Origin of the sequence: Aquamicrobium zhengzhouense (assembly GCF_016124105.1) — a bacterium.
Taxonomy (GTDB): domain Bacteria; phylum Pseudomonadota; class Alphaproteobacteria; order Rhizobiales; family Rhizobiaceae; genus Aerobium; species Aerobium zhengzhouense.
Map to the genome: position 1 here is coordinate 43,997 of NZ_JADGMQ010000020.1, position 16,730 is coordinate 60,726.

General features: G+C 60.6%; 15 protein-coding genes and 1 tRNA gene. 4 read left to right on the forward strand and 12 right to left on the reverse strand.

Annotated features, from left to right (window positions below; all coding sequences use genetic code 11):
• Positions 1 to 34: 34 nt before the first annotated feature.
• Positions 35 to 1,234, reverse strand: coding sequence for an amino acid ABC transporter substrate-binding protein (locus IOD40_RS18625; protein WP_198478207.1), 1,200 nt, complete (start codon positions 1,232 to 1,234; stop codon positions 35 to 37).
• Between the two features lie 53 nt (positions 1,235 to 1,287).
• Positions 1,288 to 2,688: an aldehyde dehydrogenase gene (locus IOD40_RS18630; protein ID WP_198478208.1), complete on the reverse strand. Its 1,401-nt coding sequence runs from the start codon at positions 2,686 to 2,688 to the stop codon at positions 1,288 to 1,290.
• 205 nt (positions 2,689 to 2,893) lie between these two features.
• Here IOD40_RS18630 and IOD40_RS18635 point away from each other — a divergent pair, with 205 nt between their 5' ends.
• Positions 2,894 to 3,763, forward strand: coding sequence for an AraC family transcriptional regulator (locus IOD40_RS18635; RefSeq protein ID WP_198478209.1), 870 nt, complete (start codon positions 2,894 to 2,896; stop codon positions 3,761 to 3,763).
• On the opposite strand, the gene IOD40_RS18640 is transcribed toward IOD40_RS18635, so the two are convergent.
• On the reverse strand, positions 3,764 to 4,024 hold the full coding sequence (locus tag IOD40_RS18640; RefSeq protein ID WP_198478210.1) for a hypothetical protein: 261 nt from the start codon (positions 4,022 to 4,024) through the stop codon (positions 3,764 to 3,766).
• Between the two features lie 118 nt (positions 4,025 to 4,142).
• Here IOD40_RS18640 and IOD40_RS18645 point away from each other — a divergent pair, with 118 nt between their 5' ends.
• Positions 4,143 to 4,655 carry a CAP domain-containing protein gene (locus IOD40_RS18645; RefSeq protein ID WP_198478211.1) on the forward strand — a complete coding sequence of 171 codons (513 nt, stop codon included), beginning with the start codon at positions 4,143 to 4,145 and terminating at the stop codon, positions 4,653 to 4,655.
• 6 nt (positions 4,656 to 4,661) lie between these two features.
• Here IOD40_RS18645 and IOD40_RS18650 read toward each other — a convergent pair whose 3' ends face one another.
• The 9 genes from IOD40_RS18650 to rpmH all read right to left on the reverse strand — a co-directional run bounded on the left by IOD40_RS18650 (position 4,662) and on the right by rpmH (position 14,299).
• Positions 4,662 to 5,945: an amidohydrolase family protein gene (locus IOD40_RS18650; protein ID WP_198478212.1), complete on the reverse strand. Its 1,284-nt coding sequence runs from the start codon at positions 5,943 to 5,945 to the stop codon at positions 4,662 to 4,664.
• The gene (locus tag IOD40_RS18655) at positions 5,942 to 6,886 is read right to left on the reverse strand and encodes an ABC transporter permease (protein WP_198478213.1); all 945 of its coding nucleotides are present in this window, start codon (positions 6,884 to 6,886) and stop codon (positions 5,942 to 5,944) included. The genes IOD40_RS18650 and IOD40_RS18655 overlap by 4 nt, the downstream gene beginning before the upstream one ends.
• Before the next feature lie 262 nt (positions 6,887 to 7,148).
• The gene (locus IOD40_RS18660; RefSeq protein WP_198478214.1) at positions 7,149 to 8,198 is read right to left on the reverse strand and encodes an ABC transporter permease; all 1,050 of its coding nucleotides are present in this window, start codon (positions 8,196 to 8,198) and stop codon (positions 7,149 to 7,151) included.
• A gap of 66 nt (positions 8,199 to 8,264) precedes the next feature.
• The gene (locus tag IOD40_RS18665; protein ID WP_198478215.1) at positions 8,265 to 9,785 is read right to left on the reverse strand and encodes an ABC transporter ATP-binding protein; all 1,521 of its coding nucleotides are present in this window, start codon (positions 9,783 to 9,785) and stop codon (positions 8,265 to 8,267) included.
• A gap of 117 nt (positions 9,786 to 9,902) precedes the next feature.
• The gene (locus IOD40_RS18670; protein WP_233714050.1) at positions 9,903 to 10,910 is read right to left on the reverse strand and encodes a BMP family protein; all 1,008 of its coding nucleotides are present in this window, start codon (positions 10,908 to 10,910) and stop codon (positions 9,903 to 9,905) included.
• Between the two features lie 310 nt (positions 10,911 to 11,220).
• The gene (gene yihA, locus IOD40_RS18675) at positions 11,221 to 11,877 is read right to left on the reverse strand and encodes a ribosome biogenesis GTP-binding protein YihA/YsxC (RefSeq protein WP_198478217.1); all 657 of its coding nucleotides are present in this window, start codon (positions 11,875 to 11,877) and stop codon (positions 11,221 to 11,223) included.
• Positions 11,878 to 11,975: 98 nt separating this feature from the next.
• Positions 11,976 to 13,790: a membrane protein insertase YidC gene (yidC, locus tag IOD40_RS18680; RefSeq protein ID WP_198478218.1), complete on the reverse strand. Its 1,815-nt coding sequence runs from the start codon at positions 13,788 to 13,790 to the stop codon at positions 11,976 to 11,978.
• 7 nt (positions 13,791 to 13,797) lie between these two features.
• Entirely contained in the window at positions 13,798 to 14,142 is a 345-nt protein-coding gene (gene rnpA, locus IOD40_RS18685) for a ribonuclease P protein component (protein WP_325099773.1), read from the reverse strand.
• A gap of 22 nt (positions 14,143 to 14,164) precedes the next feature.
• Complete coding sequence (gene rpmH / locus IOD40_RS18690; RefSeq protein WP_035029411.1) at positions 14,165 to 14,299, reverse strand: 50S ribosomal protein L34; 135 nt, start codon at positions 14,297 to 14,299, stop codon at positions 14,165 to 14,167.
• 321 nt (positions 14,300 to 14,620) lie between these two features.
• On the opposite strand from rpmH, the gene IOD40_RS18695 reads away from it, so the two are divergent.
• Positions 14,621 to 16,108: an ATP-binding protein gene (locus IOD40_RS18695; RefSeq protein ID WP_233714051.1), complete on the forward strand. Its 1,488-nt coding sequence runs from the start codon at positions 14,621 to 14,623 to the stop codon at positions 16,106 to 16,108.
• A 158-nt stretch (positions 16,109 to 16,266) separates the two neighbouring features.
• Positions 16,267 to 16,343: transfer RNA gene (locus IOD40_RS18700), tRNA-Arg, on the forward strand.
• Positions 16,344 to 16,730: the final 387 nt, after the last annotated feature.

The window sequence follows — 16,730 nt, forward strand, 5'->3', positions numbered from 1 at the left end:
CTCGCGCCGGAAGATTCAGCTGCTAGGTTACGGCTTATTCCCAGCCGTTCTTCTTGACCGGCTCGGCCGAGATCGACATGCCATCAGCTGCAACAGCAACGAAGTTGCCATCGCGCCACTGGCCAACGGTCCAGACGTTCTGATTCACGTTGTCGACGAACTTCACCTCACCAATTACCGTGTCGAAGGTGCCCGACTTGATCGCTTCGATCACAGCCGCGCGGTCCTTGGTTCCGGCGGCTTCGATAGCCTGGCCGAGGATCTGCAGACCAGCATAGGTCGTCGCGCTCGCCCAGAAGTCAGGGCCAGTGCCAGCAGATTCAGTGTGACGCTTGATGTAGTCGGCAACCTTCGGGTTATCGATGTCGATGCCGCCAATGCCCATCACGCCTTCAGCGGCCTTGCCGAAGCGAGCGGCGAAGGGCGGGAATGCCGTGCCGACACCGGTGTAGAACGCGCCGACTTCAAGGTTCTGGATCTGCGCCTGCTCTGTCAGGGCGAACGTCTCGCCCGGATAGGAGAAGCCGACGAACGCGTCCGGAGCAGCCGCCTTGGCAGCGGAGATCACCGGAGCCAGATCCTGCGTTCCGAGCGGGAACGATGCTTCGTAGACGATCTCGAAATTCGCGGCTTCAAGCGCTGGCTTGGCTGCACCGACAAGTTCAAGACCGAAGGCGTCGGCAACGTGAACCAGAGCCACCTTATTGCCGATGTCACCCTTGTCGCGCAGCTTTACCAGTGAGGCGACTGCCCCTTCTGCCAGCTGGGTTGCGGTGCCGAGCATCCAGAACGAGTTCGGCCAACGTGCAGCGAATTCGGCTACGCCGTCGGTTGCCGCGCTGGTGGTGATGTGCGGGAAACCGTACTGCGCGATGATCGGCGCGGTCGCAACGTTGATGCCGGTCGAGTACGGGGTAACGATGAAGTCAACCTTGTCGACGGTCGCCAGACGCTGGATGTTCTGGATCGCGGTTTCAGCCGAGGTCTGATCGTCATATTCGACGACTTCGATCGTGTGCTTGATGCCGCCAATGTCGAGGCCGCCAGCTGCGTTGACTTCGTCAACCCAGAGCTTGATGTTCGGCCAGTGGGTCATTGCGCCGCCGCCTGCGAGCGGGCCGGTCTTCGGCGCGCTGGCGCCGATCTTCAAGACTTCCTGAGCATAGGCGCCGGTAACGCCCAAGGCTGCCACGGCAACCGATGTGCCCAGTGCAATGAATGTTCTTCTCAACATGTCATAACCTCCCTTTGAATAGTCACGATTGCGGTATCCCCCGCGGGTATGCGTCAGATCGGGTAATCCTGTTTCCCGCTCTGAATGGTGATCCACCGAAGCTCGGTGAACTCATCGATGCCGGCGCGGCCGCCAAACCGGCCCCATCCCGATGCCTTGACGCCCCCAAAGGGCATCTGCGGCTCGTCATAGATTGTCGTCCCGTTGATGTGGCAAATTCCGGTTTCAAGCCGCCGTGCCACATCAAGCGCGCGGCCGACATCCCGTCCGAAGACGGCAGCCGCGAGGCCGTATTCCGTGTCATTTGCGATCGAGACAGCTTCATCGATATCGGCATACCGGATGACGCAGGCGACGGGGCCGAACGTCTCCTCGTAATAAATCCGCATGTTCGGTGTGACGCCATCGAGAATGGTGGCATCGAGCCAGGCGCCCTCGTGCCGCCCGCCCGCGACGAGGCGTGCGCCTTTCGTCACCGCATCATCGATCAAACCACGTACGCGTGCTGCTGCCTGCTCGGAAATCATCGGCCCGATGCGGCTTTCCGGCTTGTCCGGATCGCCGACAGTCATGCGCTCCGCACGAGCCTTCATCGCGTCAATGAAGTCATCCGCGAGGTCTTCGTGAACAATTAGGCGCTCGGTCGAGATGCAGATCTGGCCCTGATGGAAGAACGCACCATAGGCGGCAGCGGCAACCGCCTCGTCCGTGTCTGCATCATCGAGAACAATCAGCGGCGCCTTCCCACCCAGCTCAAGCAAGGAGCGCTTGAGGTGCTGTGCGCAGATAGATGCGATGACCTTGCCTGCCCGGGTGGAGCCGGTGAAATTCACGCGCCGCACGGCGGGATGAGCGATCAGCGCCTCGACGATTTCCTCGGCGTGGTCGATTTCATTATGGATGACGCCAACCACACCTTGAGGCAAACCGGCTTCGTACAAAACCTGCGCAATCAGCTCATGTGTCTGCGGGCAAAGTTCGGATGCCTTGAAGACGACCGTGTTGCCGCAAGCAAGTGGCCATGCGAGTGCCCGCGTCGCCAGGACGATCGGTGCATTCCACGGGGCCATCGACAACACGACGCCACAGGGCTGGCGCAGTGCCATCGAAATCGCTTCCGGCTTGTTTACAGGAACGACCTCGCCGGTGATCTGCGTTGCCATTGCTCCGGCTTCACGCAGAATCGAGGCGCCAAGCTTCAGATTGAGATCACTCCAGGCGGCCGTTCCGCCGGTCTCTTCCGCAATGAGCCTGACGAAATCATCGCGATGGGCGAGGAGAAGATCGGCGGCCTTTTCCAGGATATACCGCCGTTGCTCGGGAGCGGTCCGGGACCAGCGCGGGAAAGAAGAGGCAGCGACATTGGCCGCATGCTTCGCCTCGGCGACAGTCGAGGCTTTCCAGCTTCCCGCCAAATTGATGGTCGTGGTCGTGTCGCGCACGGCCTTGTTCAAACTTGCCTCCCCTACCGGGCCTCCAGCCCAGTGCTCGCCATCTCCTCAGTAGGCGAGCTCCAACCTTTAGGAGCAAACAACAAGGAAAGCACGTCCGATATGGATAAATCTGGCGATCTCTTGTAAAAATCTGGCGTCCGCCATAGGAATCTCGGCGCACTGCATAAGCAGTCAGCGTGGTATTTCCGACAAATGGCGGTGAAGATTGAAAGCAGAGCGGGTTGAAAGCAGCCTCCATCCAAGAATCTGGTCCTTTAACAGGCAAGCAGATTCATCCGGTCGACAGTTTCTTCTTCTGACCGACGGAGATGGAGAAGCGGAAAGCGAGCAGCATCGCTTTTCTATTGCCGCACCTGCTTGCGTCTGGATCGGCTCACTTTCCGCGGGCAAACTGCGCGTGGATGCTGGAGCGACGGGCTATCGCTGCTGGGCCTCGGAACCGCTGGTGATCGCGGCAATCGGCGATCAGGCGGAGTCCGTCAGCCTGCATCAGCTTGCCGACAGAAGCTTTTCGCTCTCGCTTGCCCGCCATGAAGACCATGCTGCCACGCTGGAACGCTGCTGTAACGGCATATTGCGGGAGTTGCGGCAACCGATGGACGGCTCGCCGCTCCTCCTGTCAGCGTTCTTGCGCATCATGCTCGTCTCCATGCTGCGGATTACCGGCGGCGAGGACGCAGCCGCGTCGGGAAGCGGCGCGCGGTCAGGAATCTTGCGCAGGTTCCGCCAGCTGGTGGAGATGAATTTTCGCAGCCATTGGCCGGTATCGCGCTATGCCGCCTCACTTGGGATTTCCGCTGATCGTCTCCACGCAATCTGCACCTCGGAAATCGGCAAGTCGCCCAAGGCGCTCATCTCCGAAAGACTGGCACATGAGGCGGCCCTGCGGCTTGAGCGATCCTCGCTGACGATAGAGCAACTTGGTCATGCGCTGGGCTTTCAGGATCCGGCGCATTTTTCCAGCTTCTTCAAACGCATGATCGGGATGCCGCCAGGGCGCTATCGAAAGATCGCTGCCAACCTCCAGCAAGAGGGCCGCAAGACCCCCGCACCGGGCTTTGCCGACTGGCCCTGATCATTTGCGGTCCCACCTGACGGGCACCGGCACTGGCTGGTACACGACCCAAGGGCGGCTATATTCCAGCGAGGCGTAGCTCGCGCGCCGTTCGGCGCGGCGATCCAATTCCAGCCGCAACAGGCACTCGGCCATGGCGTCATTTCGTTTGCTGAAGCCATAGGAACGGCAGGTTTCCTCATCCATGGCGCGCTGCTCTTCAGCGGTCACGCAACCGGCAAGAAAAACGAGCAGAGCGGGAGCAATCAATTTGCGGAACATCACAATTCCCCTTGGAGACAAGGTCAGTCTGTCAGGAAAATGACGGCTGCAGGAATTGGTTGCACTTGCGCACACCGTCCGCCCGCGAATTGCCATCTTCCCCATTAGTGTCTCGCGCATGACAATTCTCGACAGCCAAACCTCCACACCGATCGCGCTTGATCGCCGCTTCGTCCTTACCGGTGTCGGTGCAACCCTACTGCTCGGCCTGGCCGGCTGCGGCACGATGCAGACGCCGACTGGTTCAAGCAGTGGTGCGTCGTCAGAAGGTACGCCCTTCCTGCGCCGCATCCGCGAGCAGTACGGCCTGCCGTTGATGTCACCGGATCGCACGCTCGAACGCGCGGCGCTCGAACAATCCGCCTTCATGGCGCAAGCGGGCAAGATGGATCACACGACCGGCCCTGGCCGTGACTTCGCTTCACGCGTCAAGAACAACGGCATCAAGGGCGCGGCCGCAGAAAATCTTGCTGTCGGCCGCTTTGGCATGGAGAAGCTGTTTGACATGTGGATGGCATCGACCGGCCATCGCAACAACATGCTCAACCCGGCATTCGGCAAGTTCGGCCTTGCCTATACCTACGATGCCAGCGGCGAGCGCCGCTATTGGGCGCTCGTGCTTGGCAGGTAAGCTGCCTTAGTTCGGCATCGTGTGACGGCGATTGACGTGCACGGGGCGGCCCGGCAGGTTCAGCTTGGTGTCGCGGCGCGGACGCTCGGCCACCACATTGCCCTTCGAGACAACAGCAATGCGTTCGGCGCGCAGGCGGATCGCCTCGATCGTGTCATTGGCGTCGAGCACGACGAGGCTCGCCGTCTTGCCGACCTCAAGGCCATAACCTTCAAGGTTCATGACCGCCGCGTTCTCACGGGTCACGATGTCGAAGCATTTGCGCATATCGTCCGGATGCGTCATCTGCCCGACATGCAGGCCCATGAACGCAACGTCGAGCATGTCGCCATTGCCGAGCGAGTACCATGGGTCGAGCACGCAATCCTGACCGAAGCCGACGCGGATGCCATACTTGAGCATCTCCGGCACGCGGGTCATGCCCCGGCGCTTTGGATAGGTGTCGTGACGGCCCTGGATGACGATGTTGATCAGCGGGTTAGCGATCGCCGAGACCTGCGCTTCCGCCATCATCGGTAGAAGCTTCGAGACGTAATAATTGTCCATCGAATGCATCGAGGTCAGGTGCGAGCCGTTGGAGCGGCCCTGAAGCCCAAGGCGCTGCGTCTCGTAAACCAGCTGTTCGATGTGGCGCGACATCGGATCGTCGGTTTCGTCGCAGTGCAGATCGATCATCTTGCCGCGTGCGGCTGCGATCTCGCAAAGTTCCGTCACCGAGCGACGGCCATCTTCCATCGTGCGTTCGAAATGCGGAATGCCGCCGACGACGTCCGCGCCCATGTCGAGCGCACGGATCGTGTTTTCGCGCGCGGTCGGGTCGCGATAGAGGCCGTCCTGCGGGAAGGCGACCAGTTGCAGATCAAGATAGGGCGCGACTTCCTTCTTGACCTCGAGCAGCGCTTCGAGCGCCAGCAAACGGTCATCGCAGGTGTCGACATGCGTGCGAATGGCGAGAAGGCCCATCGAGACGGCCCAGTCGCAATAATCCAGCGCGCGCTGCTTCACGGCCTCATGCGTCAGAAGCGGCTTCAGCTCTCCCCAGAGCGCAATGCCTTCCAGAAGCGTGCCCGACGCGTTGATGCGCGGAATGCCGTAGCTCAGCGTCGCATCCATATGAAAGTGCGGATCGACGAAAGGCGGCGAAACCAGCGAGCCTTCGGCGTCGATGACGCGGCCGGCCTCGGCTTCGATCTTCGGTTCGATCGCGGCGATCTTGTCGCCGGAAATAGCTATGTCGGCGGTGCGGCCATCCGGCAGCACACCGTTCTTGACGATCAGGTCGAAGCTCATCTTTCGCCTTTCTGGTAGGGGATCATTAGCGCCTTCGGATAGGAGGCCCGGCGCGACATGACAATCAGCGCAAGGATCGACAACACGAACGGCATCATCAGGAACAGCTGGTAAGGCACTGCGCCACCTGTCAGCTGCTGCAAACGAACCTGATAGGCATCGAATGCGGCAAAGAGAATCGCGCCCAGAAGCGCCTTGCCCGGACGCCACGAGCCGAAGACGACGAGCGCGATGCAGATCCAGCCACGGCCGTTGATCATCTCGAAGAAGAACGAGTTGAAGGCGGACATGGTCAGGAACGCGCCGCCAACCGCCATCAGGGCGCTGCCAACCATCACTGCGCCCATACGGATCGCGGTGACGCTGATGCCTTGGGCTTCGACAGCCGACGGGTTTTCACCCGCTGCCCGCACGGCAAGGCCAAGCGGGGTGCGATAGAGCACCCACGCGACGAGCGCGACGGTGACGAAGGCAAGATAGGTCAGCGGCGTCTGGTTGAAGAGCGCCGGTCCAATGATCGGGATCTCGGACAGAACCGGAATCGGCAGCGGCTGAAACGCCTCGATACGCGGCGGCGACGTCACTTCCGGCAGCACCAGTCGATAGGTGAAGTAGGAAAGGCTCGTTGCGAGAAGCGTGATGCCGATGCCGACAACATGCTGCGACAGGCCAAGTGGCACCGTCAGCGTCGCATGCAGAAGACCGAAGGCAGCGCCAGCTAACGCGGCGACCATGACGCCGAACCAGAGATCACCGCCAAGATAGACGGTCACCCAGCCCGAAAACGCCCCCGCAACCATGATGCCCTCGATGCCGAGGTTCAACACGCCCGCACGCTCGCAGATAAGTTCGCCCATCGTCGCAAAGATCAGCGGCGAGGCGATGCGGATAGCGGCAACCCAGAAGGATGCTGTGAGAAGGATATCGAAGGCTTCGATCATAGCGAGGCCCCCTCCACCATGCTGCGCATGGTCCCCCTCCCCCGCTTCGATGGGGAGGATCCGAAGTCACCGATCCCGCTTGCCTGGCGCCTCCCCCGCTTCGCACGGGTGGATCCGACGTTGCCGCTGCTGATCCTCCCCCGTTCACGGGGGAGGTGGCGCGAAGCGCCGGAGGGGGCGGCCATCGTGGGGGCGGCCATCGTGGGGGCGGCCAACGGGGGGGCGGCCAACGTGGGGGCGGCCAACGAAAACATCATTGTCATCACCGCCACCTCACCCTGAACCGTGTCATCATGATCGCAACGACCATGGTGAGCAGCGCGGTGGCGACCATCACGTCGGCGATATAGGAGGGAACGCCGGCGGTGCGGCTCATCGCATCTGCGCCGACGAAAATGCCGGCAACGAAGACCGCCGCGAGCACGACGCCAAGCGGGTTCAGCATCGCCAACATCGCAACAACGATGCCGGTGTAGCCAAAGCCCGGAGACAGATCGAGCGTCAGGTTGTTTTTCAGGCCCGCGACTTCTGAGAAGCCGCCAAGCGCCGCCAGACCGCCCGACAAAAGCGCCGTCTTCATCAGGACGCGGTTGACCGGGATGCCAGCAAACCGCGCAGCCTCCGGATTGTGGCCGACTGCGCGCATTTCATATCCAAGCGTCGTCTTCTTAATGATGATCCAGACGATGAAGGCAGCAACGATCGCAATCAGGAAACCAAGATGCAGGCGCGTGCGCGCGATCAGCTTCGGCAATTGTGCGTCAGCTATGATCTTCGGCGAGCGAGGCCAGCCCATTCCCATCGGGTCTTTCAGAACGCCTTCAAGCAGCATCGACACAAACAGGAGCATGATGAAGTTGATGAGGAGCGTCGTCACGACCTCGTCGACACCAAGCCGCGTCTTCAGAACAGCGGGCCCAAGCAGCAACAGACCGCCCGCCAGCATCGCCGCAATCATCAGGATCGGGATGAGTATCGGCGCTGGCAGCGGCAGCGCGCCAGTCGCGAGCACCACAGTAATCAGCGCACCCGCGTAAAGCTGCGCTTCGGCACCGATGTTCCAGAGCTTGGCGCGGAAGGCCACCGCAACCGCAAGGCCGGTGAAGATCAACGGCGTTGCCCGAGTCAGCGTCTCCATGATTGCAAAACGTGACCCCGCCGCACCCTTCACGACGAGCGCAAAGACCGAAAATGGCGATGCGCCTGCGGCAAGGACCAGCAGGGAAGCGAGGATGAAGGTTACCGCCACCGCGCCGAGAGGATAGGCAATTGTCTCGATCAGCGTCGGTGCTGGTTTGGGCTCAAGCCGCATGGTGTGGCCTCGAAGCTGAAATACAAACCGGCAACGCAAGGCGTTGCAGAGCGATACTGGCTAGCATCAAGCAGCCTCCCCAACCGAATGACCGGCCATCAATTCACCGATCTCGCGGACGCTGCGTTCGCCGCGCAGGGAGGCCGAGGACAGCTTGCCCTTGTAAATGACCCTGACCTCATCCGAGAGGCGCAAGATTTCATCCAGATCTTCGGAGATCAGAAGGATCGCAGCGCCTCTTGCACGCGCCTCAAGCAGGCGCTTGTGAACATAGGCGACGGCACCAACATCGAGACCACGCGTCGGCTGGTTGGCGAGAATGACAACGGGGTCGGGGTCAAGTGCACGGCCGAGGATCAATTTTTGCATGTTACCGCCTGACAGAAGGCGGATACGCGCCTCCGGTGACGGGCATTTGACGTCGTAGTCGCGAATCAGTTCTTCGGCGAAGGCACGGGCCGCTTTCCAGTCCATGATGCCGTGGCGGCTGAAACGGCGGGAGCGATAGCGCTCGGAAATCACGTTCTCCGTCACCGACATGTCGCCGATCGAACCTACGGCATGGCGATCTTCGGGGACGCGCGCGATGCCCTTCGCCACAGCTTCACGCGGCGACCAGCTTGAAACGGTTGCGCCACCAGTGCGAATGGACCCAGCAACCGGCTTTTCCGTACCTGACAGCAAGGCCGCGAGTGCCGCCTGCCCGTTACCTGAAACACCGGCCAGACCGGTGATCACGCCACCATGTAGCGCAATCGAGACGTCCTGGAGCGGACTTCCGCCAGCACGCGGCGCAGTGGAGACATTCTCCAGAGAGAACAGTTCGGGACCGCGCGGCATTGCCTCAACGGGAGGAAAGGAGACCTCCTGGCCAACCATCAGCGCGGCCAGTTCCTGACGCGTCGCGCCTGCCGTGTCGCGGCCGCCGACCATCTTGCCACCGCGCAAGACGAGTACGCGGTTGCTTACCGCCATCACCTCATGCAGCTTGTGGGAGATGAAGATGACCGACATGCCTTCGGCGACGAGCATCTTCAGAGTCGCAAACAGCGCGTCCGCCTCGAGCGGCGTGAGGACCGCGGTAGGTTCGTCCAGGATCAGGATGCGCGCATTACGGTAGAGCGCCTTTAGGATCTCCACCCGCTGGCGCTCGCCAACTGACAGCTGAGCCACTATGCGATCGGGATCTACTGCGAGACCGAAATCTGTCGAAAGCTGGCGAATGCGTGCACGGGCTGCAGAGCGATCCAGCTTCCACGACCAGGCGCTCTGAGTGCCGAGCGCGATATTTTCGAGGACAGTCATATTGTCGGCCAGCGTGAAGTGCTGGTGGACCATCCCGATGCCGGCATCAAGTGCGGCCCGCGGATCTCCGGCGGGCAGAACCTTGCCGAACGCTTCGACGCTTCCCTCGTCAGCCACATAATGACCGAAGAGGATGTTCATCAGCGTTGTCTTGCCAGCCCCATTCTCACCCAGAAGCGCGATGACTTCGCCTTCCTGCAACTCCAGTGAGATGGAATCATTAGCCACAAGCGGGCCGAACCGCTTGGTGATGTTGGTAAGGCGCAGAACCGTTTCAGCCATGAGTCCGCAGATGTGTCGACAGCAGAGGCTGCCCGTCAAGGACAGGGCAGGCAGAAGGGTGTTTCCTCCACCTGCCCCATGAAATTCTGCCTCCCGTCGGGGAGGCAGAGTGATGTATCAGCTCGACTTCGGTTCGGTGTCGTTGATCTCGACCACCAGATTACCGGAACGGATCGCCTCTTCCTTCTCGGCGACCAGCTTCTTCACCTCATCCGGAACCTTGTCCTCGAAGGTTCCGAGCGGTGCGAGCGCGCAGCCGCCTTCCTTCATGAACGAGTAGACGCCGTAATCGGCAGCCTTGAAGGTGCCGGCGCGAATTTCGGAAAGGGCCTTGTCGAGCGTCGGCTTGAAGTCCCACAGCGCGGTCGCAACGACCGTCTCGGGATATTCCGACTGCGTATCGATAACGTTGCCGATCGCCAGAACGCCGCGCTCCTTGGCAGCGTCAGAGACGCCGAAACGCTCAGCGTACAGAATATCAGCGCCAGCATCGATCTGCGCGAATGCCGTTTCCTTTGCCTTCGGAGGATCGAACCACGAGCCGATGAAGGCAACCTGGAACTTGGTGTCGTCGCCAGCCGTCTCGCGAACGCCCTGCATGAAGGCATGCATCAGGCGGTTCACTTCCGGGATCGGGAAGCCGCCGACAAGGCCGATATTCTTGGTCTTGGTCATTGCGCCGGCAACGAGACCGGAGAGGTAGGACGCATCCTGGATGTAGTTGTCGAAAGGCGCGAAGTTCGGCACTGCATCGTCGGCCGGGAATGACGAGCCCATCAGGAAGGCGACTTCCGGATAGTCGGCTGCCACTGCGCGCGCCTCATCTTCGACGCCGAAGACCTCGCCAAGGATCAACTGATAGCCCTGCTCGGCATATTCGCGCATGACGCGCTCATAGTCGGTGTTCGAAACGTTTTCGGTCGCGACATATTCGATTTCGCCAGCTTCCTTGGCAGCGTTAGCCGCAAGATGGAGACGGCTGACCCACTGCTGCTCGAACGGCACGGTGTAGACGGCAGCGACCTTGATCTTCTCCTGCGCGAACAGGCGCGTCGGAAGCCCTGCGAGGCTGAGTGCGGCACCCGCCCCTACGCCCTGCAGCAGACGACGCCGGGAAATCGGCATCACACTAGAACCTTTGGAAAAGCTTGGCATTTGACCACCTCTGGCTGGCACGGATTCAAAAAACGTCCGTTTTTATCTTTCAGCGAACCTATGCGAATTTCCAGCACCCGGCAATCGGATGACTTTCTTTCGCGCACACCGGTTTTACTGCGATAAAATTGGGCGACATGGTCATGGCCGCCCGCCTGAACGCCCTTCGAGGAAGGTCCCCACGTTCGACCCTGATCGGCTTCTCCTAGCGCCTGAACGCCCGTCTTCCTAGCGCCCTTCGCATACATCCACTGATTTAGGGATTTTTCCGGCGCTAGGCTCAACCACCATTGACGACAAGCGCAATCGCCTCTCGCAACTCGTCTATCCCCTCCGCCTTTTCCGACGAGGTCGCGATCAAAACCGGAAAAGCTGCTGGCCGCTTGCGTATCTTTTCCTGAGTCTCCGCCATCAGGCGAGGCACGCCGGCAGCCTTGATCTTGTCAATCTTGGTCAGGACGATCTGATAGGAGACCGCAGCTTTGTCGAGGAGGGTAAGAACATCCTCGTCATTCTTCTTGATGCCGTGGCGGGAGTCGATCAGGACGTAGACGCGCTTTAGCGTCACCCTGCCCTTCAGATAATCGAAGACCAGGTCGGTCCAGGCGTCCACCTGGGATTTCGGCGCCTGCGCATAGCCGTAACCGGGCATATCGACCAAAGCCATCGGCGGCAGATCGCCAGCCGCGCCCGAGTAGCCGTCCGGCACGAAATAATTCAGTTCCTGCGTGCGGCCCGGCGTATTCGACGTGCGAGCCAGCCCCTTGCGGCCCACCAACGCATTGATCAGCGATGATTTACCCACATTTGAACGTCCCGCGAAGGCGATTTCCGGCGGCCCCTCAGGCGGGAGGAACTTCATTGAGGGAACGCCGCGGATGAATACCCACGGGCGCGTGAACAGACCCGCGGTTACTCCCTGCTGTGCTTCGCTCATTGCTTGCTCCTTAAGTGTCGCGGTTCCTTAGCTGATCCGGATACAAAAACAAAGAAGGCCCGCGCGAGGCGAGCCTTCTTCAATCAGATTTCGGCGTCTTATTCCGCCGGCTTCGGCTTTTTCTTGAACAAGCCGATAAGGTTGTCCCAAAGCTCGATCCTGGCACCCTGGCGCTTCATGATGATGCCCTGTTGCGTGATCGAGAGCAGGTTGTTCCACGCCCAGTAGATGACGAGACCAGCCGGGAACGATGCCAGCATGAAGGTGAACACGACCGGCATCCAGTTGAAGATCATCGCCTGGGTCGGATCCGGAGGCGTCGGATTCATGCGCATCTGCAGGAACATCGTGATGCCCATGAGGATTGGCCAAACACCGATCAGCAAGAAGGCAGGCACGTCGTACGGCAGCAGGCCGAACAGGTTGAACAGCGAAGTCGGATCCGGTGCCGACAGATCCTTGATCCAGCCAAAGAACGGCGCGTGGCGCATTTCAATGGTGACGTACAGCACCTTGTAAAGTGCGAAGAACACCGGGATCTGGATCAGCACCGGCCAGCAGCCGGCCAGCGGATTGATCTTCTCGGTCTTGTACAGCTCCATCATCGCCTGCTGCTGCTTCATCCGGTCATCGGCATAACGCTCGCGGATTTCCAGAAGCTGCGGCTGCACCTTCTTCATGTTTGCCATCGACTTGTAAGACTTGTTGGCAAGCGGGAAGAAGATCGCCTTGACGATAACGGTGGTCGCGAGGATCGCGAGACCGAAATTGCCAAGTGCATGGAACAGGAAGTCGATGACGTAGAACATCGGCTTCGTGATGAAGTAGAACCAGCCCCAGTCGATCAGAAGGTCGAACTGGCGGATGCCGCGCTCTTCTTCATAGGCGTCGATCTTGGCGGTTTCCTTGGCGCCGGCGAAAACCATGGTCTCAAGCGTATGGGCCTGGCCTGGCGACACGACGATAGGATCGGTCAGATAGTCTGCCTGATAGCGGATGCCGCCATCATCGAAATAGGCGTAGCGCGGCTGGAACGGCTGAGCTCCGGACGGCACCATGGCGACCGCCCAATATTTGTCCGTGATGCCAAGCCAGCCATCCTCGGATTTTCCGGGCTGAATCTGGCGCTTCTCAGCAAGATCGGAATAGTCGATCTCCTGCAGGCCCTCGGTTCCGGTAACGCCGATCAGGCCTTCATGCAGAATGAAGAACCCTTCGGTCGCCGGCGTCCCGATGCGTGCAATACGGCCATAGCCCGACAGGGAGACTGCCGCCTCGCCGGCATTGGCAACGCTGTCGGAGATCGTGAACATGTAATTGCCGTCAACGGCAATCGTACGCGTGAAGGTCAGACCACGATCGTTGGTGAAGGTCAGCTTCACCGGAGTCGACGGAGTCAGCTTCTGCTCGCCCTCGAGCGTCCAGACAGTTGAAGGCCCCGGGACCTCGCCGGTCTCCGCATTTCCGACGAAGCCGACTTCGGCGAAATACCCATCCGGGCGGGCCGACGGATTGAGAAGCTCGATATTATCGGATCCTGGCTCAACCGTAACGCGGTAATCCTTGAGGATCAGGTCATCAATGCGACCGCCCGTCAGGTTGATCGAGCCAGCAATACGGGGGGTATCGATCTCGACACGACTGCTTGCAGCAATGGCCGCTTCGCGGGTTGCTGCCGCCTGAGGTGCGCCTGCGCCCGGGACGACCGCCGGGGTCTGACCAGGAACATCATTGGCTGCGCCGGGCGTAGGAGCTCCATCGAGCTGAGGCGCCTGGGTCTGTGTCTGCTCCTGCTCGACGCGCGCGACCTCGCGCTGCGCCTCGATGCGGGGGTTCATATAGAACACCTGCCACAGGACCAGGATCGCCACCGAAAGCGCGATCGTGATGAAGAAATTGCGATTGTTTTCCATCGGTTCCTTACCGCGCGCCGCGAATTCTGCGGGACAGTTCCCGGGTCAATTCATCGAAAGTGGCGCCGAGCGCATCCTGACGCCCGACGATCACATAGTCATTGCCGGCCTTCATGTCATCAGCGGCAAAAACGCGAACGGCCTCCCTGAGCCGCCTGCGTATGCGGTTTCGAACCACCGCATTGCCGACCTTCTTGGTCACGGTCAGGCCGTAACGGGGCGGCAGATCATCCTCGCGATCAAGAACCTCAAGCAGAAACAGCCGTCCGCGGCGCTTTTCGCCCCGCCGGACAGCCAGAAACTGCTTGCGCTTCTTGAGACGATCCGGCCCCTTGCCGACAGGCCGCGCCACGGGTGCTCGGCCTTCCGACAAATCAGGCGGACAGACGCTTGCGACCGCGGTTGCGGCGAGCAGCAATCACCGCACGACCGCCATTGGTGGCCATACGGGCACGGAAACCGTGACGACGCTTGCGAACAAGCTTGGAGGGTTGGTAGGTGCGCTTCATTTATTTTAATACCGCGGTGTGCGGCCCTTCTTCATTCTGACTCTTTATGAGCAGGAGCGTCGCTCGTTATGGCAGCCAACACTTCGCCATGCACGCATGACAAAGCGCGACGGAACCAAGGCCCGAGCGTGCGCGGCTTATAGGGATGCAGACGCATTGAGTCAATCTTTGCACAGCCAGAACCTTGAAGCGCATAGATCAAATCTCCGCATATCAGACGAGATTGCAGGACAGGTGGCCTAACCTCTGCCTCTCGACTATTTTGCTCTGACAGGACCGCCCCTATATCGCGCCTGATCGCTTTGCATTGCGGAGGATGGGTTGACGGCAGCCAGTACCGACAAGGACGACACCGCCTTCTCCGCCGGAAGTCAGGTTCCGCTTTCGCGCGGCCTGTCGACTAAGCTGCTTGTCATCACAATCCTGTTCGTGATGCTCGCGGAAATCTTCATCTTCGTACCCTCCGTCTCCAATTACCGCGTGCGCTGGCTCGAGGACAGGCTGGCGACCGCCGCCGCGGTCGGCATTGTCCTGATGGAAAGTGAGCCGGGCAGCCTGTCACGCGAGGTGCAGGACGATGTTCTGATCGCTCTCGGCGCGAAGGCAGTCGCCGTGCGCGATGAAGGCTCCTCAAAGCTTCTCGTCGTGACGGAAGTTCCACCTCAGGTCGATGTCCATATCGATCTTGCCCACCTGTCGACACCGCAGGCACTTCAGCGGGGGCTGGACACGCTGCTGTTCGGCGGCGACCGCGTCCTGCGCGTCTTCGGCCCCGTTGGCGGCAGCGACAAGGAGTTCGAACTCCTGATCGGCGAGGCCGAATTGCGCAAGGGGATGCTGCTGCACGCCCGCAACGTCGCCGTCGTATCGCTGATGATCCCGCTGGTGACGGCGATGCTCGTCTTCTGGGCGATCAACCGCATGATGATCCGCCCGATTCGCAAGATGACGCGGTCGATGCTGGATTTTGCCCGCTCGCCCGACGACCCCCTACACATCATCCGCCCAAGCCTTCGTGACGACGAGATCGGGGTAGCCGAACGGGAACTGGCGTCCATGCAGGCGCAACTTCAGCGAACCCTCGCCGAGCAAAATCATCTGGCGAACCTTGGCCTGGCCGTCTCCAAGATCAATCACGACATGCGCAACACGCTTGCCGCCGCGCAACTCATTTCAGACCGACTGACGACCATCAAGGATCCGGTCGCCCAAAATTTGGTGCCGAGGCTCCTCAGGGCCATCGACCGGGCAGTGTCGTACACAGAAGGCGTTCTTTCCTACGGGCGCACCCAGGAGGCCCCGCCCAGGCGCCGTAAGCTGCGATTGCGCCAGGTTGTCGAGGAGGTGCACGAATTTCTCGGCCTGGACATTGGTACCGACATCGAACTCGTCAACAACGTGGCGGCGGAGTTCGAGATCGATGCCGATTCGGAACAGCTTTTCCGCATCCTGTCGAATCTCTCCCGCAACGCAGTGCAGGCAATGCTGGCGGATCGTGACAGTGCGATCATCAAGCGGCTGTCGATCAGCGCAGAGCGTACCGGCTCGGTCTGCCGCATCCTTGTTGAGGATACCGGGCCCGGCCTTCCTCCCAAGGCGCGGGAGAATCTCTTCCTGCCCTTCATCGGCTCGGCGCGCAGTGGCGGCACTGGCCTCGGCCTCGCAATCGCGCAGGAACTGGCTCGACTCCACGGCGGAGCGATCGACCTTGTCGAGAGCCGCGGCGGACGCACCTTGTTTGCCGTCAGCATCCCGGACCAGTCTGCGGAGCTCGACCCGGCCCGCGCCGCCTTGCGCCGCGGCGCCTGACCCGATTTTTTCGGGAGTTATCCCCCGTCCACGAAAAAATCCAAAATCTTTTGCAAAGGCGGCTTGCAATTCCCGAAGCGGTTGAGTAGTTACCCCTCACGAACGACGACGGCCTCGCGGCCAACACGTTCCGGGGTTGGTTTCACACCACGCCATGCGCGCCCGTAGCTCAGCTGGATAGAGCACCAGACTACGAATCTGGGGGTCAGAGGTTCGAATCCTTTCGGGCGCGCCATTAAATCCATACAACGCAAGGCTTTAATGAGCGGGCATCAAGTCCCGCGACGCCACGCTTTCGATGCCTCCCCGAGTTTTATACCACGTTTATACCAACCTCGACGCCTAGGCCGGTTTTAGTGTCCCACTTCGCCTCATCAGGGAAGCGAGGCTCCCAACGCGCCTCAGGCGATGGACCTTCATGAATACAGTTCCCATGGAGCGTCCATGCCTCTGCCCGATCTACCGGAGACCTTTTTGGTTTGGTCGCTTCTTCGTGAGGGTGCTGTGGCGGTCTAGCTGGGCTTCCAGGTTCCCCAGCCAATTGTTCTCCAGAATCGCCTGAAACGCTGGATCTGCAAGCCTTTCGAAAGGCCAGCATACCGCGCCGAATCCGTCTCCCACA

Coding starts and splice junctions, on each gene's coding strand:
- IOD40_RS18625 (WP_198478207.1), bottom strand. CDS start 1,234: ATGTTGAGAAGAACATTCATTGCACTGGGCACATCGGTTGCCGTGGCA.
- IOD40_RS18640 (WP_198478210.1), bottom strand. CDS start 4,024: ATGTTCCGCAAATTGATTGCTCCCGCTCTGCTCGTTTTTCTTGCCGGT.
- IOD40_RS18645 (WP_198478211.1), top strand. CDS start 4,143: ATGACAATTCTCGACAGCCAAACCTCCACACCGATCGCGCTTGATCGC.
- IOD40_RS18650 (WP_198478212.1), bottom strand. CDS start 5,945: ATGAGCTTCGACCTGATCGTCAAGAACGGTGTGCTGCCGGATGGCCGC.
- IOD40_RS18655 (WP_198478213.1), bottom strand. CDS start 6,886: ATGATCGAAGCCTTCGATATCCTTCTCACAGCATCCTTCTGGGTTGCC.
- IOD40_RS18660 (WP_198478214.1), bottom strand. CDS start 8,198: ATGCGGCTTGAGCCCAAACCAGCACCGACGCTGATCGAGACAATTGCC.
- IOD40_RS18665 (WP_198478215.1), bottom strand. CDS start 9,785: ATGGCTGAAACGGTTCTGCGCCTTACCAACATCACCAAGCGGTTCGGC.
- IOD40_RS18670 (WP_233714050.1), bottom strand. CDS start 10,910: ATGCCGATTTCCCGGCGTCGTCTGCTGCAGGGCGTAGGGGCGGGTGCC.
- yihA (WP_198478217.1), bottom strand. CDS start 11,877: ATGAGCGAAGCACAGCAGGGAGTAACCGCGGGTCTGTTCACGCGCCCG.
- yidC (WP_198478218.1), bottom strand. CDS start 13,790: ATGGAAAACAATCGCAATTTCTTCATCACGATCGCGCTTTCGGTGGCG.
- rpmH (WP_035029411.1), bottom strand. CDS start 14,299: ATGAAGCGCACCTACCAACCCTCCAAGCTTGTTCGCAAGCGTCGTCAC.